The sequence below is a fragment of the Novosphingobium tardum genome, from assembly GCF_042652045.1.
Taxonomy (GTDB): Bacteria; Pseudomonadota; Alphaproteobacteria; order Sphingomonadales; family Sphingomonadaceae; genus Novosphingobium; species Novosphingobium tardum.
The window spans coordinates 33,087-49,647 of record NZ_JBHSDR010000006.1; the positions used below are offsets into that span (position 1 = coordinate 33,087).

Here is a 16,561-nt window from a genome sequence, read left to right on the forward strand (position 1 = left end):
GCCGTTGATGGCCCTGGTCGCGCCGCAGATGAACAGCGTGAACGCGGTGATCCTCGATCGGATGCAGTCGCAGATCCCACTGATTCCGACACTTGCCGGCCATCTCATCTCCGGCGGAGGCAAGCGGATGCGGCCGATGCTGACGCTGGCGAGCGCGGCCTTGCTCGATTACGCGGGCACCCGGCACCACAAGCTGGCCGCCGCGGTCGAATTCATCCACACCGCCACTTTGCTCCACGACGACGTGGTCGACGGGTCGGGCCTGCGCCGGGGAAAGCAGGCAGCGAACATCGTCTTCGGGAATGCCGCGACGGTTCTCGTAGGTGATTTTCTGTTCAGCCGCTCGTTCGAACTGATGGTCGAAGACGGCAGCCTGAAGGTTCTCAAGATACTCTCAGGTGCCTCGGCCGTGATTGCCGAAGGCGAAGTCGATCAGCTTACCGCCCAGCGCCAGATCGAGACGAGCGAGGAACGCTACCTCGACATCATCAATGCCAAGACCGCTGCCCTGTTTGCGGCCGCATGCCGGATCTCGGCGGTCGTTGCGGAAAGCGGCGAGGCGCATGAACGCGCGCTCGACGACTACGGCCGAAATCTCGGGATCGCCTTCCAGCTTGTCGACGATGCCATCGATTACGATTCGGACGAAGGCACGATGGGGAAGGGCCGAGGCGACGATTTTCGCGAAGGCAAGATGACCTTGCCGGTGATCCTCGCCTATGCGCGCGGCAACGACGAGGAACGCGCGTTCTGGCGCGATGCGATTGCGGGGCACCGGGTCTCCGACAGCGACCTTTCCCATGCCACCGATCTTATCCGCCGGCACCAGGCGCTCGACACCACGCGCGAGCGGGCGCGCCACTTCGCCGCGCGGGCCATCGATGCCGTCGCGGGCTTTCCCGCCAGCCAGGCGCGAGCCGCGATGATCGAGGCGGCCGAGTTCGCGGTGGCCCGCACTTACTAGATCGTCGGCACCGCCAGGGCGCCATGACTGACCTCCCGATACACGAAGTCTTGCCGGACCTGGTGGATGCGCTCGCTCGCTCGAACAGAGCCGTTCTTATCGCGCCGCCCGGCGCGGGCAAGACCACGGCGGTCGCTCCGGCGCTCCTGAGCCAGACCTGGTGCGACGGGATAATCATCCTTCTCAGCCCGCGGCGCGTAGCGGCGCGTGCGGCGGCGGAGCGGATCGCGGAGTTGCTCGGCGAGGATGCCGGTGGGCGCGCCGGCTATCTTACGCGGCTCGACAGCCGCCGATCGCCCGCCACGCGAATACTGGTGGTCACCGAGGCGATCTTCGTATCGAAGATCCTCAGCGATGCGGAGTTGTCGGGCGTCAGCGCCGTCCTTTTCGACGAGGCGCATGAGCGGCATCTCGACAGCGAACTGGGCCTCGCGCTTGCGCGGGAATGCCAGCAGGTCCTGCGGCCCGACCTGCGGATCCTGGTCATGTCGGCAACGATCGACGGAATGCGATTTGCCGCGCTGCTTGGTAACAACGCCGGTTCAGCGCCGCTTATCGAAAGCGCGGGCCGTGCCCATCCCCTGGCGATCCGCTGGCTTGGCGCGCATCCAGAGTTGCGGCTGGAAGACAGCGTGGCGACCGCAGTAGTCACGGCATGGCGTGAAGGTCCGGGCGACATCCTCGTCTTCCTGCCCGGCGTGCGGGAGATCGAGCGAACCGCCGAACGACTTGCCGAACGCTTGCCGCAGGCGGTCGTCCTGCCGCTGCACGGGCAGGTCGAGCCGTCCGCGCAGCGAGCTGCGATCCGCCGCGATCCGGCCGGCCGCCGCCGGATCGTACTGGCGACTAGCATCGCCGAAACAAGCCTTACCCTCGACGGCGTGACGATCGTCGTCGACGCCGGTCTTTCCCGCCGCGCCGAGTTCGACGCAGCCGCCGGTGTGACGCGGCTGGTCACGCATCGGGCGAGCCGGGCCTCGTCCGATCAGCGCGCGGGCCGGGCGGCGCGGCAGGGGCCGGGAACAGCCTATCGCCTGTGGGAGAAGGCATCGCATGCGGGCCGGCCTGCCTTCGACCCTCCCGAGATCGAGACATCCGACCTCGCTCCATTGGTGCTGGCGCTGGCGCAGTGGGGAAGCGGCGACCCGGCGGAGTTAACCTGGCTCGATCCGCCACCACAAGCGATGGTAGGCGTCGCCCGATCTGAGCTGGCCGGAATCGGCGCGCTGGATAACGACGGCCGCATCACGACGCACGGGCGCGCGATGGCGCAATTGCCGATGGAGCCCGCCGTGGCGCACATGCTCCTGTTCGCCGCCCGGCACGGCGTGTCCGAAACGGGCGCTCGACTGGCGCTGCTTTTGCAGGAGCGGGGGCTTGGCAGCCGCGACGTGGATCTCGCGCACCGGCTGGACCGCTGGGACCGCGACCGCTCTCGTCGAGCAGAGGAATCGCGCAAACTCGCGGCTCGCTGGTCGAAGTCGGCGGCGCTCATCTCCCCTCCCGCGAACGGCACGCGCGAACCTCCGCTCGCCGTCCTGCTGGCCGAGGCGTTTCCCGGTCGCATTGCCCGGCGCCGCAGAGCGGGCGGAGAGGAATGGCTTGCGGCCAGTGGCCGGGCCTACCGGCTCGACCCCGCCGAGGTTCCGGGCCAGGCCGATTGGCTGGTGATCGCCGACGCGCAAGGGCAGGCGAACGGCGCGCGGATAACCGCTGCGATCGCGCTCGACGAGGGCGACATCAGCGTCTGGTTGCAGCACCGTGTCATCGTCCGCCACCAACTCCGCTGGCGCGACGAGAGCGAAACCGTCGAACCGGTTCGCGAACGTCTTCTCGGGGCAATTTCCCTGTCGCGCGGGTTCGATCCGGATGCGGACCGTGATGCGATAGCCGCGATGCTGTTGGACAACTTCGCGAGGCGCGGCCTTGCCGCATTGCCGCTTTCGGAGGCGAGCCAGGCGTTTTTGGCTCGCGCCAAATTCGCCGGCGTCGAAGCCCTTTCGGACGAGGGCCTGATTGCGTCCGCGCAAGACTGGCTCGGTCCGCTGATCGAAGACGAACGCAGCCTGCGGGCGATCCCGCAATCCCGGCTGCACCAGGCACTGCTGGATCGGCTCGACTGGAACGAGCGCCAGGCGCTGGACCGGCTGGCCCCGCCCGAGTTCGTCTCGCCAGCGGGAACACGGCACCCAATCGATTATGCCGGCGAGGGCGGACCGGCGGTCGAAGTCCGCGTCCAGGCACTGTTTGGTCTCGACAGTCATCCGACTTTCGGCGAGCCGCCCCGCCCGTTGCTCTTGAGGCTGACTTCGCCGGCGGGCCGCCCGCTGCAGTCCACCCGCGATCTCCCGGGCTTCTGGCGAGGGACCTGGCGCGACGTCCAGCGCGACATGAAGGGCCGCTATCCCCGCCATCGCTGGCCTGACGAGCCGTGGCGCGAGGATCCGAGCCTGAAGACCCGCAACGCATTCGAACGATCGCGCGGTAACTGAACATCTCGGCGCTTGATTTGGCGCCGGGAATGGGGATAGCGCGGCGCCATGCCCGCACGGATATTCCAACGCCCCAAGAACGCCATGCAGTCCGGCCGCGCCCGGACCGAGGAATGGCTGCTCGACTTCGTGCCCGCCGAGGCGAAGCGCCCCGATCCGCTGATGGGCTGGGCAGGTTCGGGCGACATGCAGCAGCAGGTCACGCTCACCTTTACGAGTGCGGAGGAAGCGCAGGCCTACGCCGCGCGTTACGGGATCGAGGCGCACGTGGTTCCGACCCCGCCGCGCAAGCTCAAGCTGCAGACTTACGCCGACAATTTCCGCTGAGCTTGCATTCCCTGACGGGCCCCGCCATATCGCGCGCCGGGAGTCGGGTGGACGTTTGCGTTCGCCAACCTGGTCAGGTCCGGAAGGAAGCAGCCACAACGGATTGCGGCGGGTCACCCGGCTCCTTTTTCCCTGACATCAGCGGCCTAAGTCTCTAGCCTGAAGCGATGGGCGAATCCCCCGACATATTCGGCGAAGAGCCGCGCGAACCCGATGCCGCGGAGATGCCCGGGCTGGGCCTCGACGAGCCTGCGCAGCCGCAGCGCGCCGACACGGCGCAACCCTATCGCGTCCTTGCGCGCAAGTACCGGCCGCGAACCTTTGCCGAACTGATCGGCCAGGAAGCGATGGTTCGCACCCTTGGCAACGCGATCAAGCGCGACCGGCTGGCTCACGCCTTCCTGATGACCGGGGTGCGCGGGGTCGGCAAGACATCCACCGCCCGGCTGATCGCCAAGGCGCTCAACTGCATCGGGCCGGACGGGCAGGGCGGGCCCACGATCGAGCCATGCGGGGTCTGCGAGCCGTGCGTCGCCATCGCCGAGGGCCGTCACATCGACGTGATCGAGATGGACGCGGCCAGCCACACCAGCGTCAACGACGTGCGCGAGATCATCGAAGCCGTGCGCTATGCGGCGGTATCCGCGCGCTACAAGATATACATCATCGACGAGGTCCACATGTTGTCGAACAGCGCCTTCAATGCGCTGCTCAAGACGCTTGAGGAACCGCCCGCCCACGTGAAGTTCCTGTTTGCGACGACCGAGGCGGACAAGCTGCCCGTTACCGTGCTTTCGCGCTGCCAGCGCTTCGACCTGCGGCGGATCGCCACGCCGGCGCTTTCGGCGCACTTCGCGCATATCTGCTCGCTGGAGCAGGTTCCGGCAGAAGACGAAGCCCTGTCGATGATCGCGGTAGCGGCGGAAGGTTCGGTCCGCGACGGGCTGTCGATCCTCGACCAGGCGATCGCCCACGCCGACCTTGGCGGCGACGGCATGGTCACCGCCGAGAAGGTCCGCGACATGCTGGGCCTGGCGGACAAGACCGCCCAGCGGCGCCTTTTCGCCGCGCTGCTGGCGGGCGAGGGCCGTGAACTGCTCGACCTGATCGAGCAGCAATACGCGCTGGGGGTCGAGCCGCTCGCCCTCATGCGCGCGCAGATGAACCTCGTTCACCGGATCACGATTGCACAGCTCGGGCAGAGCGGCGCCGACGCCCGCTCGAGCGAGGAACGCGAGGCGATCGAGGGTTGGGCCAAGGGACTCAGCGCCGGCCAGTTGCATCGCCTGTGGCAGCTCGTTCTCAAGGGACACGACGAGGTCCGTTTCGCGCCCGACCCGCTTGCCGCCGCGCAAATGGCACTTTTGCGAGTGATGCATGCCGCGGACCTCCCCGACCCCGGCGGTCTCGCCCGCAAGCTGCAGGAAATAGCCGCGAACGCGTCGCCACCGGCAGTCACGCACGTCTCGCCGGGCGCAGGGGTGCCTGCCGCGTCGATCGATTGGGAACAGCTCGTTTCGCGGGTCGAGGACAGCCAGCCGCTGATCGGCGGAACGATGCGAAACTGGGTTCGCCCGGTTGAAGTGACGAACGGCACCTTGCTGTTCCAACTCGTTCCCGGTCTGACCGAAGACCCTGCTCGCGACATGGCCGACGCGCTCGACCGGCTGACCGGCGAACGATGGAGGGTCGAGCGCAGTGTGGGCGAGGCGCAGCCGAGCTTGCGCGAACGCAAGGAGAGCGAGGAACGCGCCGGCCAGGCCGCATTGCTCGCCAATCCGCTGGTGAAGGCCGCCTTCGCCGCGTTTCCCGACGCAGAACTGATTGACGAGGAGCGCGCCGAGCGCTCCTCTCCCCCATGGAGCAGACGCGCATGAAATCGATGGAAGAAATGATCCAGGCCGCCCAGCAGGCGGCGGCCACGATCCAGAAGCAGATGGGCGAGGCCCAGGCCAAGCTCGACCAGATCGAAGTCGAAGGCGTAGCGGGTGGCGGGCTCGTCAAGATCCGCTGCAGCGCGAAGGGACGCGTTATCGGCGTCGCGATCGACGACAGCCTGATGGCGGCAAGCGAAAAGCAGATGCTTGAAGATCTCGTTGCCGCCGCGTTCAACGATGCGCGGGTCCGCGCCGATGCGGTCACCGCCGAGGAAATGCAGCGCGTGCAGAATGCGGCAGGCATTCCGGCGGGCTTCAAGCTTCCGGGGATGTAGAACCGCTTTCGCGCATCCCGGGCACGATCGGCCGCGCAGGCGGTGGGTGCCGGGATTGCGGGAAGGCGGGGGGCATCCCATATCCACAGCCAAGACACCGGCTTCGTGCCGGAACCGGCGCATGCTGCGCTATAGTGGACGGATATGACGATGAATCTCTACCCCCTGCTTCCCCTTCGCGACATCGTCGTGTTTCCGGGAATGGTCGTCCCTCTCTTCGTGGGACGCGAAAAGTCGGTTGCCGCGCTCGAGGCGGCGATGGCCGGCAACAAGGAAATTTTTCTACTCGCCCAGCTCGACCCCGGCTGCGACGAACCTGATCGCGACGATCTTTACGACGTCGGCGTGACCGCGACCGTCCTCCAGCTTCTGAAGCTGCCCGACGGGACCGTTCGCGTACTGGTCGAAGGCCAGCAGCGCGGATCGATCGAAAGCTTGCGCGAGGAAAGCGGCAGCGGCGGCGACATGGTCGTGGCGCAGGTTTCGCTCATGGCGCAGGTTACCGCGGCGGGAACCGAAGTTGCGGCGATGATGCGCAGCGTCGTCGACCAGTTCGCCGACTATGCCAAGCTCAACAAGAAGTTGCCGCAGGACGCGGGCGCGCAGCTTGGCGACATCGACGATGCGTCGAAGCTGGGTGACGCCGTGGCCGCGAACATCGCCGCCAAGGTGGCCGACAAGCAGGCACTCCTGACCGAAGCCGATCCCCTGAAGCGCCTCGAAATGGTGATGAGCTTCATGGAAGGCGAGCTCGGCGTGCTGAAGGTCGAACGCAAGATCCGCGGGCGCGTGAAGCGCCAGATGGAGAAAACGCAGCGCGAATATTACCTCAACGAGCAGCTCAAGGCGATCCAGTCTGAACTGGGCGGCGGCGATGGCGACGAAGCGAACGAGCTGGCCGAACTGGCCGAGAAGATCGACAAGCTCAAGCTCTCGAAGGAAGCGCGGGCGAAGGCCACTGCCGAGCTGAAGAAGCTCAAGGGCATGCAGCCGATGAGCGCCGAGGCGACCGTCATCCGCAATTACCTCGACGTTCTGCTCGGCCTGCCGTGGGGCAAGAAGAGCAAGCTGAAGCGCGATATCGCCAAGGCGCAGGAAGTGCTCGATGCGGATCATTACGCGCTCGAAAAGGTCAAGGACCGGATCGTCGAGTATCTCGCGGTCCAGGCGCGGACCAACAAGCTGAAGGGTCCCATCCTGTGCCTGGTCGGACCTCCGGGCGTCGGCAAGACCAGCCTCGGGCGGTCGATCGCGCGCGCGACTGGGCGCGAATTCATCCGCCAATCCCTGGGTGGCGTGCGCGACGAAGCGGAGATTCGCGGCCACCGCCGGACCTACATCGGCTCGCTGCCGGGCAAGATCATCACGAACCTGCGCAAGGCCGGGACCAGCAACCCGCTGTTCCTTCTCGACGAGATCGATAAGCTGGGCCAGGATTTCCGCGGCGATCCGGCATCGGCCTTGCTCGAAGTCCTCGATCCCGAGCAGAACTCCAAGTTCCAGGACCATTACCTGGAACTGGATTACGACTTGTCCGACGTGATGTTCGTGACCACCGCGAACAGCCTCAACCTGCCACAGGCGCTGCTCGACCGGATGGAGATCATCCGGCTCGAAGGTTACACCGAGGACGAGAAGGTCGAGATCGCGGAGCGCCACCTGATCGCCAAGCAGATCGAGGCGCACGGGCTCAAGCAGGGCGAATTCACCCTGACGCACGAGGCCCTGCGCGACCTGATCCGCTATTACACGCGTGAGGCCGGCGTCCGCACGCTCGAGCGCGAGATCGCGCGACTGGCGCGCAAATCGCTCCGCCGGATACTCGAAGGCAAGGAAACTGCCGTCGTGGTGACGCCGGAAAACCTCGGCGAGTTCGCCGGGGTCCGCAAATACCGCCATGGCGTTTCCGACGAGGAAGCCCAGGTCGGGGCGGTCACGGGTCTGGCCTGGACCGAGGTCGGCGGCGAGCTTCTGACGATCGAGGCCGTGACCGTCCCCGGCAAGGGCGCGGTGCGCACGACCGGCAAGCTCGGCGAGGTGATGAACGAAAGCGTGCAGGCTGCCTTCAGTTTCGTGAAGGCGCGCGCGCCCGCCTATGGGATCAAGCCGTCGCTGATCAACCGCAAGGACATCCACATCCACCTGCCCGAGGGCGCGGTTCCGAAGGACGGACCATCGGCCGGCATCGGCATGGTCACGTCGATCGTGTCGACGCTGAGCGGCATTCCGGTGCGCGCGGATATCGCGATGACCGGCGAGGTCACGCTTCGCGGTCGCGTGCTGGGGATCGGGGGGCTGAAGGAGAAGCTGCTCGCCGCTTTGCGCGGCGGCATCAAGACCGTCCTTATCCCCGAAGAGAACCGCAAGGATCTGGCCGAGATCCCGGCCAACGTGAAGGACGGGCTGGAGATCATCCCGGTCAGCCACGTTGACGAGGTTCTCAGCCGCGCTCTGACAGCAGAGCTCGCTCCGATCGAATGGACCGAGGCTGACGACATCGCCAGTCAGCCGGTCCCGGCGGCGCCGCCGATTCCGGCTTCGAGCGTCCCGACGGCGCACTGAAAAGCGCGTATCGGCAAGGGATTGCTGCACTCTGGGCGGCGTTGACCGGCGGTTTGATCGCCCGGTGATGCACGCTTCGTCTCAAAAGGGGCAAGAATCGCGGGATATCCGGCGATTCTTGCCCTTTTAGGCTTTGACAGCCCATTCTTCTTCCGCTCAATTCCGCCGCAGCCGATAAGCGATTCCACGCTTTCGATTTCACCAAAGGTAGGGGGTTCCTCGATGAACAAAAACGATCTGATCAGCTCCGTTGCCGATTCCAGCGGCCTCACGAAGGGCGATGCGACCAAGGCTGTCGAAGCCGTGTTCGATTCGATCTCCGGCGCGCTGGGCAAGGGCGACGAAGTTCGCCTGGTCGGTTTTGGCACGTTTTCGGTGGCCAAGCGCAAGGCTTCGACGGGGCGCAACCCGCGCACCGGCGAGCCGATGAGCATCAAGGCTTCGACCCAGCCCAAGTTCAAGGCCGGCAAGGGCCTCAAGGACGCGGTCAACTGATCGATTTCAGCTAGGCGCGGCCTTCGGGCCGCGTTTACTGCGCCGCGCTCACCGACGGGTGGGCGCGGCGTTTGCTTTGGTGCTCGACTCCGTTCGGCTCTCTAGCGCTGGAGCTTGACGAGGGCGGTTGGCGCGGCGGCGGTGCGCGGCGTTATCGTCCAATCGAGCCGCTTGCCGGACGTTTCAGCCGATGGACCTTCATCGGTATTATTCGCCAGGATCTCGCCGTCCGTCACGATCGTGAACCTGCCGTCGAGTTGCGGCATCTTCGGCATCCCGGCGCCATTCTCTCCCGCCTTGTCGAGCGCGCCCATCTGGGCGAGCGCCGCGAACGGATTGCCGGTGCTGGACGCTGCGGAGAAGGCAGGCGCATCGACCCGCACTGTCCCGTCCTGGTGCAGCGAAATCGCGACGAAGGGATTTGCATATTGCATCCGTTCCATCGCTGGGAATGCGAAGTCGTGGTCGAGCCGCCCTTCGATAGCGTAATCGACGAGGAACAACCCATCGCCCTTGTTCACTACCGATCGCCAGCCCTTCTGCTTTCGCAGCCGGGCCGCAAGCTCGTCGGCAGCGGCAGGATCCGCGGGGTCGATCCCGCCAAGCATCGCGCGCATGGCCTCTGAGTTGCGCCGTGTCTCCGCCTCCCGAGAGGAAGCATTTGCATCCCAAGTCTTGCGCTGGTCGGCGGTCTCCTCGTCGCTGCAGGGGCGCGGCTTGAAGTTTTCCTCGTCGACGCATTCTGCCTTGAAGACGGGCTTGTCCTTGGTCATCCCCGCGGTCGCGAGTTTTGACAGGGCAAGGAGATAGATTTCGCCCGAGTAGGAAAACGCGAAAGCTCCGTCGCGGTGAAGATCAAGCCGCGAGGTGAACTTGCCGGGACTGATCAGGCAGCCGGCCAGCGCCAGGCACCCTGCGAAAGCTGCTGCAAGCAGCGCGAGCTTGCGACGGATCATGACTTTCCCCCGTTGTCAGGCGATTCGCCCGCTTAGCGCGTGGCTATCGCATAGAGCGCGACCGCTGCTGCATTCGATACATTAAGACTTTCCATAGCCGCCGAGATCGGAAGGCGTGCAAGGACATCGCAGTGCTGCGCGACGTTGTGGCGCAGTCCCTCTCCCTCGGCCCCCAGCACCAGGGCGACGGGCCCGGCGGGCAGAGCCTCGGCAAATGAAGCCTCGGCTTCGCCGGCAAGCCCGATCCGCCAGTATCCAGCGTCCTCCATTTCCTCCAGCGCGCGCGACAGGTTCACCACCCGCAGCCACGGCACGATCTCCAGAGCGCCTGAGGCGGCCTTGGCGACGACACCCGATTCGGGCGGCGAATGGCGATCCTGGGTCACGATCGCAGCGGCATTGAACGCGGCGGCGGAGCGGAGAATTGCGCCGACGTTATGGGGGTCTGTTACCTGGTCGAGCACCACGATCGGGCGCGCGGGATCGGCAGGCTCAAGGTCGTCGAGGCCGAGGAGGGGAAGCGGGTCGCATTCGATCACTATCCCCTGGTGCGGCGCGTCGCGCGCCACCAGGCGGGCGAGGTCGACCGCCTGCGCGTAATCGACCGCCAGTCCCGACGGCACTTCACCTTCGAGTTCGGCCAGCGCATCGCGCGTTGCCCACAACTTGCGGATGGTCCGATCGGGATTGACGAGTACGGCTTCGACCGCATGGCGGCCCCAGAGCCGAACCGGCGCGCCCGTCCGCCCGCTGCCGCGTCCGCCGCGCATGCGCCCGGCGCGTCCGCGCAAGGCGCGCTCGCGCACCGGTCCGCGGGATTGTTCTTCGTTACGAGCCATTGTTTTTTCCCGGCCGCCATGGCCGCGCACTCCCTGCCAGTGGCCCCATTGACAGGCAAGCGCTGCTTCGCCAGAAGGCCGCCTTCTCGGTCTGGCGGTCCGGAATCGGGCGTTCGAAACGCGTTTTTCGCCAGCGTGCTTGTGTGGACAGGTGGCCGAGTGGTTAATGGCAGCAGACTGTAAATCTGCCCGCGAGAGCGTACGCTGGTTCGAATCCAGCCCTGTCCACCAACCCCTTTTCCTTCCCGCGTGGCGGAACGAAAGAGCGGCGCCGGTTTTACCGGTTCCTGCCCCGGTCCGCTTGTCCGCGCGGGCCCCAGCCCCTAGAGGTAGCCGATGCCCGGAGAAATACTCGACAATCGCGGAAACGGACACGCTGGCTGGAGCTGGCCACCCGTTCATCCGGAGGGACGCAAGTTCGCCCTTATCACTGCCGCAGCGAGCGCGGCTTTCGCCCTGTTGGCATGGGAGACGATAGCATGGCCCCTGGCGTTCCTGACGCTGGGTGTGCTGGCCTTCTTCCGTGATCCTCGCCGGATCACGCCGCAGGACGACAAGTCCATCGTTGCGCCGGCGGACGGGCTGGTCACGCTCATCCAGAAGGTGCCGCCCCCGCGTGAACTTCAGGCTGCCGAAGGCGGCGAGGCAGGGGGCATGGGCAGCGCGCCCGTGACCCGCGTGTCCATTTTCATGAGTGTGTTCGATGTCCACATCAACCGTGCGCCGGTCGCCGGCACCGTACGGCGCGTGGTCTACATCCCCGGCAAGTTCGTGAACGCTGATCTCGACAAGGCGAGCGAGGATAACGAGCGCCAGCATTTCCTGCTCGAGCGCAACGACGGCGTCCTTATCGGATTTACCCAGATCGCCGGCCTGGTGGCGCGGCGCATCGTGCCGTTCGTCAAGCAGGGCGACATCGTCGCTGCGGGGCAGCGCGTGGGCCTGATCCGCTTCGGCAGCCGCGTGGACGTATACCTTCCGGAGGGAACCGAACCCCGCGTGCTCCTGGGGCAGAAGACCATCGCCGGCGAGACGATCATCGCCGAAATCGGACAGACCGCCCTGATCGAAGGTGTCGGCCAGTGATCCTGGGACCGGACGGGCGACCGATTTCCGAGGCAGACGAGGACTCCGAAGAGCAGGAATTCGGGCACGGCGGCCGGAACCCCCGCGGGCTTACGCTTCGTGCGCTCGTTCCCAATGCGATTACCTCTGCGGCCCTGTGCTCCGGGTTGACGGGAATTCGCTTCGCCATCAACGGGGATTGGGAAAAGGCGCTGCTGGCGGTGATCCTTGCCGGCGTGCTCGACGGCATCGACGGCCGGGTCGCGCGGATGATGAAGGCCCAGTCGCGCTTTGGCGCGGAACTGGACAGCCTTGCTGATTCGCTTTCGTTCGGCGTCGCTCCCGCCCTCATCCTTTTCCTGTGGTCGCTTCAGGAAGTCCCACGGATCGGCTGGTTCGCGAGTCTTGCCTTCGCGGTCTGCTGCGCGCTGCGCCTTGCCCGGTTCAATGCCCGCATCGATGTGGTAGAGCAGCCCCATAAGTCGGCCGGGTTCCTTACTGGAATTCCCGCGCCGGTCGGGGCAGGGCTGGCGTTCCTTCCGATGTACCTGTGGATCGCCAGCGGGCGTGAAGAATTTCGCGAGCCGGTCGTGGTCGCGCTGTGGGTGGCGGCAATCGCCTTTCTGATGATCTCCAACGTGGCCACGCTAAGCTGGACATCGCTGCGACCGCGGCGGAATATTCGGCTGGAAGTGATTGCGCTGGTCGGCCTTACGCTTGCTGCGCTCCTGACCGAGCCCTGGCTCACCTTGGTGGGGATATGCGCGCTCTACCTGGCGCTGATGCCCTATGGAATAGTTCGATATGCCCGCGTCAGGCGGCAGCGCGCAGCGCATGGCGCGGCGCGGGACGACGGCTGAACACGCGCAGCATTCCGGCGCGAAGGCCCGGGACCAGCGGGACGCGGCCCTGGGCAATCGTGGAGACACGGAATTCGCGAGTATCGGAGAGGGCGCGAAGCGCGGCCAGATTGGCCAGCGCTGCGCCCCGATAGGTGCGCCATGTGGAAGCGATGACCGCAACCGCCAGCACCATGGTCAATGCAAATCCAACTGAAACGATCACGGCAGCCATCGGAGTCTCTTTCGGTTAGCCCAGTGCTGACAAGCCTGTGGACATCGTGTGGATAACTCTACTTATGGTTAACAGTTCCTTGCTAACCGCTCGATTGCGCCACTGTTCTTGTTCTGTTCCACTGTGTCAAGCGATTCCGCGCTGGGCCGTTTTGTGGGCGGGACGAAATCCGGGTGGCTTTTTGCCCATCGGGCCGCTAAGGGGCGCGTGCCGACAGCTTCACGTCCCGTGGCAATGCGGCAAATCCACATGGGAAACGCCCATACCGGTGCCTTTGCGGGGTCTCCGCTCGGTTCCAGTTTCCCACAAGGGCCCCTCGGGGCACAAACCGGAAAGGAATGACCTATGGCGGCTCCCGTCGTCACCATGCAGCAATTGATCGAGGCCGGCGCACACTTCGGCCACCAGACCCACCGCTGGAACCCGCGGATGAAGCCGTACATTTTCGGCGCCCGCAACGGCATCCACATCCTCGACCTGTCGCAGACCGTGCCCCTGATGGCGCGCGCGCTCGATTTCGTCTCCTCAACCGTCCAGGCCGGGGGCAAGGTCCTGTTCGTCGGCACCAAGCGCCAGGCGCAGCAGCCGATCGCTGACATTGCTCGTCAGTCGGGCCAGCACTTCGTCAATCACCGCTGGCTGGGCGGCATGCTCACCAACTGGAAGACGATTTCCAACTCGATCAAGCGCCTCAAGACGCTTGAAGAGCAGCTTTCGGGCGACACTGCCGGGCTTACCAAGAAGGAAGTGCTCCAGCTCACGCGCGAGCGCGACAAGCTTGAGCTTTCGCTGGGCGGCATCCGCGACATGGGCGGCATTCCGGACGTGATGTTCGTGATCGACGCCAACAAGGAAGAACTGGCGATCAAGGAAGCCAACGTCCTGGGCATCCCGGTCGTGGCGATCCTGGATTCGAACGTTTCGCCCGACGGCATCGCCTTCCCGATTCCGGCGAACGACGACGCCAGCCGCGCGATCCGTCTTTACTGCGAGGCCGTGGGCGCCGCGGCGACCAAGGGCAACCGCGAGGCGGTCGTCGCATCGGGTGCCGATATCGGCGCGATGGACGAGCCGATCGCCGAGGAAGCTGCCGCTCCGGCCGCTGACGAGGCCGCCGAGCCCGCCGCCACCGAAGCATGATCCAGTCCGGCGGGACGTTTCTCGTTCCGCCGGCAACTTCTCAAATTCAAGAGGATAGACGCAATGGCTTATACCGCCACTGACGTGAAGAACCTGCGCGAGCGCACCGGCGCCGGCATGATGGATTGCAAGAAGGCGCTCGACGAAACCAATGGCGACATTGAGGCCGCGGTCGACCAGCTGCGCGCCAAGGGCCTGGCCGCCGCGGCAAAGAAGTCGAGCCGCACCGCGGCCGAAGGCCTGGTCGGCGTGGCCGTCAACGGCACCAAGGGCGTCGCGGTCGAAGTGAACTCCGAAACCGACTTCGTCGCCAAGAACGACCAGTTCCAGGACTTCGTCCGCAAGACGACCGAAGTCGCCCTGGGTCAGTCGAGTGACGACATCGAGACGCTGAAGTCGGCATCGTACCCCGATGGCGGCACCGTCAGCGACAAGCTGACCAACAACGTCGCAACTATCGGCGAGAACCAGCAGCTGCGCCGGATGAAGACCGTTTCGGTCAGCAACGGGGTCGTCGTGCCTTACGTCCACAACGCTGCCGCACCCGGCCTTGGCAAGATTGGCGTGCTCGTCGCGCTTGAGAGCGAGGGCGACAAGGCCGCGCTCGAAGCTCTGGGCAAGCAGATCGCCATGCACATCGCGGCGGCGTTCCCGCTGGCGCTGAATGCCGACGGGCTCGATGCCGACATGTTGTCGCGCGAACGTGCGATTGCGGCCGAAAAGGCGGCCGAAAGCGGCAAGCCTGCCGAAGTCCAGGCCAAGATGGTCGACGGGGCGATCGCCAAGTTCGCCAAGGACAACGCGCTGCTCAGCCAGTTGTTCGTGATCGACAACAAGACCCCGATCTCCCAGGTCGTCGAAAAGGCCGCCAAGGATGCCGGCTCGGCGATCACCCTGAAGGATTACGTGCGCTTCCAGCTCGGCGAAGGGATCGAGAAGGAAGAGACCGACTTTGCCGCCGAAGTGGCCGCGGCAGCCGGGATCAACTGACCAGCGTGCCCCGCCGTGGCAACACGGCGGGGCGCTTGCAGTCGCGCGCGCAAGTCCTATACCTTTCCGCGCGAAGCTGAACGCCTGCCCGACGGGCGCACCTTTTTCGGGACGAGCGATGGCCCTGCCGACATACAAGCGCATCTTGCTCAAGCTATCGGGCGAAGTGCTGATGGGCCGCCAGCAGTTCGGCATAGATCCCGAATTCGTCACCGAACTGGCCGGCGAAGTGAAGTCCGCGAAGGACAGCGGCCTCGAGATCTGCCTTGTCATCGGCGGGGGCAACATCTTCCGCGGGATGGCGGGCGCGGCGAAAGGCATGGACCGGGCCCAGGCCGATTACATGGGCATGCTGGCCACCGTGATGAATGCGCTGGCCATGCAGAACGCGCTCGAGCAACTGGGCGTGCCGACGCGGGTCCAGTCCGCGATCGAGATGGACAAGGTTTGCGAGCCGGTAATTCGCCGCCGCGCTGAACGGCACCTCGAGAAGGGCCGGGTCGTGATCTTTGCGGCCGGGGTCGGGGCGCCTTACTTCACCACGGACAGTGGCGCTGCGCTGCGCGCGGCCGAAATGCGCTGCGACGCTCTCCTCAAGGGAACCAGCGTTGACGGGGTCTATGATTCGGACCCCAAGACCAATCCCGGCGCAAAGCGTTACGATACAGTCGATTACGACACTGTTCTTGCAGGTAATCTCAAGGTAATGGATGCGTCGGCGGTGGCATTGTGCCGCGATAATCGGATTCCGATCGTCGTGTTCTCGATCCGCGAGCAGGGCAACCTCGCCCGCGTTCTCGCCGGCCACGGCACCCAGACGATAGTGCAGGAGGAAGGCTGAGATGGCCAAGTACGACAAGGCGGATCTCGAACGCCGGATGAAGGGCGCGGTCGAAGCACTGCGCGGCGACCTTGCAGGGCTGCGGACCGGGCGGGCGAACGTGTCGCTGCTCGATCCGATCACGGTCGAGGTTTATGGGTCGCACATGCCGCTCAACCAGGTCGCGTCGGTTTCGGCGCCCGAGCCCAGGATGCTGTCGGTGCAGGTGTGGGACAAGGCCAACATCAGCCCGGTGGAAAAGGCGATCCGCAGCGCCGGGCTCGGCCTGAATCCGATTTCCGACGGGCAGAACCTGCGCCTGCCCATTCCCGACCTTACCGAGGAGCGGCGCAAGGAGCTCGCCAAGCTGGCGGGCCAATACTCCGAGAAGGCGAAGATCGCGATCCGCAACGTCCGCCGCGACGGGATGGAAGCGCTCAAGGTCGACGAGAAGAAACACGAGATTTCCGAGGATGAGCGCAAGCGGGCCGAAACCGAGGTCCAGAAGCTCACCGACGAGATGATCAGGGCCGCCGACGACGTCGCGGCTCACAAGGAAAAGGAAATCCTCAGCCAGTGAGCGCCGCCCCATCCGGGGTCGTGATCGACGCTGCCACGCCGGATG

Annotated in this window: 16 protein-coding genes, 1 tRNA gene and 1 other RNA gene; 15 read left to right on the plus strand and 3 right to left on the minus strand. The window is 65.6% G+C overall.

Annotated elements, in window-relative coordinates:
- Positions 1-7 precede the first annotated feature (7 nt).
- From ACFO0A_RS08125 to ACFO0A_RS08160, 8 genes are all read left to right on the plus strand, one after another.
- Positions 8-964, plus strand: a complete 957-nt coding sequence (locus tag ACFO0A_RS08125) for a polyprenyl synthetase family protein (RefSeq protein ID WP_379539628.1) — start codon at positions 8-10, stop codon at positions 962-964.
- Positions 965-987: 23 nt separating this feature from the next.
- On the plus strand, positions 988-3,456 hold the full coding sequence (hrpB, locus tag ACFO0A_RS08130; protein WP_379538512.1) for an ATP-dependent helicase HrpB: 2,469 nt from the start codon (positions 988-990) through the stop codon (positions 3,454-3,456).
- A 48-nt stretch (positions 3,457-3,504) separates the two neighbouring features.
- Positions 3,505-3,783, plus strand: a complete 279-nt coding sequence (locus ACFO0A_RS08135) for an ETC complex I subunit (protein ID WP_379538513.1) — start codon at positions 3,505-3,507, stop codon at positions 3,781-3,783.
- Between the two features lie 36 nt (positions 3,784-3,819).
- An RNA gene (ffs, locus tag ACFO0A_RS08140) (signal recognition particle sRNA small type) lies at positions 3,820-3,914 on the plus strand.
- Positions 3,915-3,950: 36 nt separating this feature from the next.
- Complete coding sequence (locus ACFO0A_RS08145) at positions 3,951-5,660, plus strand: DNA polymerase III subunit gamma/tau (RefSeq protein WP_379538514.1); 1,710 nt, start codon at positions 3,951-3,953, stop codon at positions 5,658-5,660.
- Positions 5,657-5,995 carry a YbaB/EbfC family nucleoid-associated protein gene (locus tag ACFO0A_RS08150; RefSeq protein WP_379538515.1) on the plus strand — a complete coding sequence of 113 codons (339 nt, stop codon included), beginning with the start codon at positions 5,657-5,659 and terminating at the stop codon, positions 5,993-5,995. Before ACFO0A_RS08145 ends, ACFO0A_RS08150 begins: the two co-directional genes overlap by 4 nt.
- A 144-nt stretch (positions 5,996-6,139) precedes the next feature.
- Positions 6,140-8,557, plus strand: coding sequence for an endopeptidase La (gene lon / locus ACFO0A_RS08155; RefSeq protein ID WP_379538516.1), 2,418 nt, complete (start codon positions 6,140-6,142; stop codon positions 8,555-8,557).
- Positions 8,558-8,779: 222 nt separating this feature from the next.
- Positions 8,780-9,052 (plus strand): HU family DNA-binding protein, encoded by a 273-nt coding sequence (locus tag ACFO0A_RS08160; protein ID WP_379538517.1) that lies wholly within the window; start codon positions 8,780-8,782, stop codon positions 9,050-9,052.
- 101 nt (positions 9,053-9,153) lie between these two features.
- On the opposite strand, the gene ACFO0A_RS08165 is transcribed toward ACFO0A_RS08160, so the two are convergent.
- The gene (locus ACFO0A_RS08165; protein WP_379538518.1) at positions 9,154-10,008 is read right to left on the minus strand and encodes a hypothetical protein; all 855 of its coding nucleotides are present in this window, start codon (positions 10,006-10,008) and stop codon (positions 9,154-9,156) included.
- 32 nt (positions 10,009-10,040) lie between these two features.
- Positions 10,041-10,847 carry a 23S rRNA (guanosine(2251)-2'-O)-methyltransferase RlmB gene (rlmB, locus tag ACFO0A_RS08170; RefSeq protein ID WP_379538519.1) on the minus strand — a complete coding sequence of 269 codons (807 nt, stop codon included), beginning with the start codon at positions 10,845-10,847 and terminating at the stop codon, positions 10,041-10,043.
- 145 nt (positions 10,848-10,992) lie between these two features.
- Between rlmB and ACFO0A_RS08175 the strand changes: the two genes are divergently transcribed.
- The 3 genes from ACFO0A_RS08175 (at position 10,993) to ACFO0A_RS08185 (ending at position 12,772) form a co-directional block, all read left to right on the plus strand.
- Positions 10,993-11,078 (plus strand) — tRNA-Tyr (locus ACFO0A_RS08175).
- A gap of 105 nt (positions 11,079-11,183) precedes the next feature.
- Positions 11,184-11,933, plus strand: a complete 750-nt coding sequence (locus ACFO0A_RS08180; protein ID WP_379538520.1) for a phosphatidylserine decarboxylase — start codon at positions 11,184-11,186, stop codon at positions 11,931-11,933.
- The gene (locus tag ACFO0A_RS08185) at positions 11,933-12,772 is read left to right on the plus strand and encodes a CDP-alcohol phosphatidyltransferase family protein (RefSeq protein WP_379539629.1); all 840 of its coding nucleotides are present in this window, start codon (positions 11,933-11,935) and stop codon (positions 12,770-12,772) included. Before ACFO0A_RS08180 ends, ACFO0A_RS08185 begins: the two co-directional genes overlap by 1 nt.
- Here the strand turns inward: ACFO0A_RS08185 and ACFO0A_RS08190 are convergent.
- Positions 12,726-12,986: a hypothetical protein gene (locus tag ACFO0A_RS08190; protein WP_379538521.1), complete on the minus strand. Its 261-nt coding sequence runs from the start codon at positions 12,984-12,986 to the stop codon at positions 12,726-12,728. The two genes, ACFO0A_RS08185 and ACFO0A_RS08190, sit on opposite strands and share 47 nt — an antisense overlap.
- 345 nt (positions 12,987-13,331) lie before the next feature.
- On the opposite strand from ACFO0A_RS08190, the gene rpsB reads away from it, so the two are divergent.
- The 4 genes from rpsB (at position 13,332) to frr (ending at position 16,516) form a co-directional block, all read left to right on the plus strand.
- The gene (gene rpsB / locus ACFO0A_RS08195; RefSeq protein WP_379538522.1) at positions 13,332-14,126 is read left to right on the plus strand and encodes a 30S ribosomal protein S2; all 795 of its coding nucleotides are present in this window, start codon (positions 13,332-13,334) and stop codon (positions 14,124-14,126) included.
- Between the two features lie 63 nt (positions 14,127-14,189).
- Positions 14,190-15,116 carry a translation elongation factor Ts gene (gene tsf / locus ACFO0A_RS08200; protein ID WP_379538523.1) on the plus strand — a complete coding sequence of 309 codons (927 nt, stop codon included), beginning with the start codon at positions 14,190-14,192 and terminating at the stop codon, positions 15,114-15,116.
- A gap of 118 nt (positions 15,117-15,234) precedes the next feature.
- Complete coding sequence (gene pyrH, locus ACFO0A_RS08205) at positions 15,235-15,957, plus strand: UMP kinase (protein WP_379538524.1); 723 nt, start codon at positions 15,235-15,237, stop codon at positions 15,955-15,957.
- 1 nt (position 15,958) lies between these two features.
- A complete protein-coding gene (frr, locus tag ACFO0A_RS08210; protein ID WP_379538525.1) occupies positions 15,959-16,516 on the plus strand; it encodes a ribosome recycling factor in 558 nt (185 codons plus the stop codon).
- The last annotated feature ends 45 nt before the right edge of the window (positions 16,517-16,561 follow it).

What these genes read in the sequence shown, in the direction of transcription:
- ACFO0A_RS08125 (WP_379539628.1), top strand. Translation starts at nt 8, where the DNA reads ATGGCCCTGGTCGCGCCGCAGATGAACAGCGTGAACGCGGTGATCCTC.
- hrpB (WP_379538512.1), top strand. Translation starts at nt 988, where the DNA reads ATGACTGACCTCCCGATACACGAAGTCTTGCCGGACCTGGTGGATGCG.
- ACFO0A_RS08135 (WP_379538513.1), top strand. Translation starts at nt 3,505, where the DNA reads ATGCCCGCACGGATATTCCAACGCCCCAAGAACGCCATGCAGTCCGGC.
- ACFO0A_RS08145 (WP_379538514.1), top strand. Translation starts at nt 3,951, where the DNA reads ATGGGCGAATCCCCCGACATATTCGGCGAAGAGCCGCGCGAACCCGAT.
- ACFO0A_RS08150 (WP_379538515.1), top strand. Translation starts at nt 5,657, where the DNA reads ATGAAATCGATGGAAGAAATGATCCAGGCCGCCCAGCAGGCGGCGGCC.
- lon (WP_379538516.1), top strand. Translation starts at nt 6,140, where the DNA reads ATGACGATGAATCTCTACCCCCTGCTTCCCCTTCGCGACATCGTCGTG.
- ACFO0A_RS08160 (WP_379538517.1), top strand. Translation starts at nt 8,780, where the DNA reads ATGAACAAAAACGATCTGATCAGCTCCGTTGCCGATTCCAGCGGCCTC.
- ACFO0A_RS08165 (WP_379538518.1), bottom strand. Translation starts at nt 10,008, where the DNA reads ATGATCCGTCGCAAGCTCGCGCTGCTTGCAGCAGCTTTCGCAGGGTGC.
- rlmB (WP_379538519.1), bottom strand. Translation starts at nt 10,847, where the DNA reads ATGGCTCGTAACGAAGAACAATCCCGCGGACCGGTGCGCGAGCGCGCC.
- ACFO0A_RS08180 (WP_379538520.1), top strand. Translation starts at nt 11,184, where the DNA reads ATGCCCGGAGAAATACTCGACAATCGCGGAAACGGACACGCTGGCTGG.
- ACFO0A_RS08190 (WP_379538521.1), bottom strand. Translation starts at nt 12,986, where the DNA reads ATGGCTGCCGTGATCGTTTCAGTTGGATTTGCATTGACCATGGTGCTG.
- rpsB (WP_379538522.1), top strand. Translation starts at nt 13,332, where the DNA reads ATGGCGGCTCCCGTCGTCACCATGCAGCAATTGATCGAGGCCGGCGCA.
- tsf (WP_379538523.1), top strand. Translation starts at nt 14,190, where the DNA reads ATGGCTTATACCGCCACTGACGTGAAGAACCTGCGCGAGCGCACCGGC.
- pyrH (WP_379538524.1), top strand. Translation starts at nt 15,235, where the DNA reads ATGGCCCTGCCGACATACAAGCGCATCTTGCTCAAGCTATCGGGCGAA.
- frr (WP_379538525.1), top strand. Translation starts at nt 15,959, where the DNA reads ATGGCCAAGTACGACAAGGCGGATCTCGAACGCCGGATGAAGGGCGCG.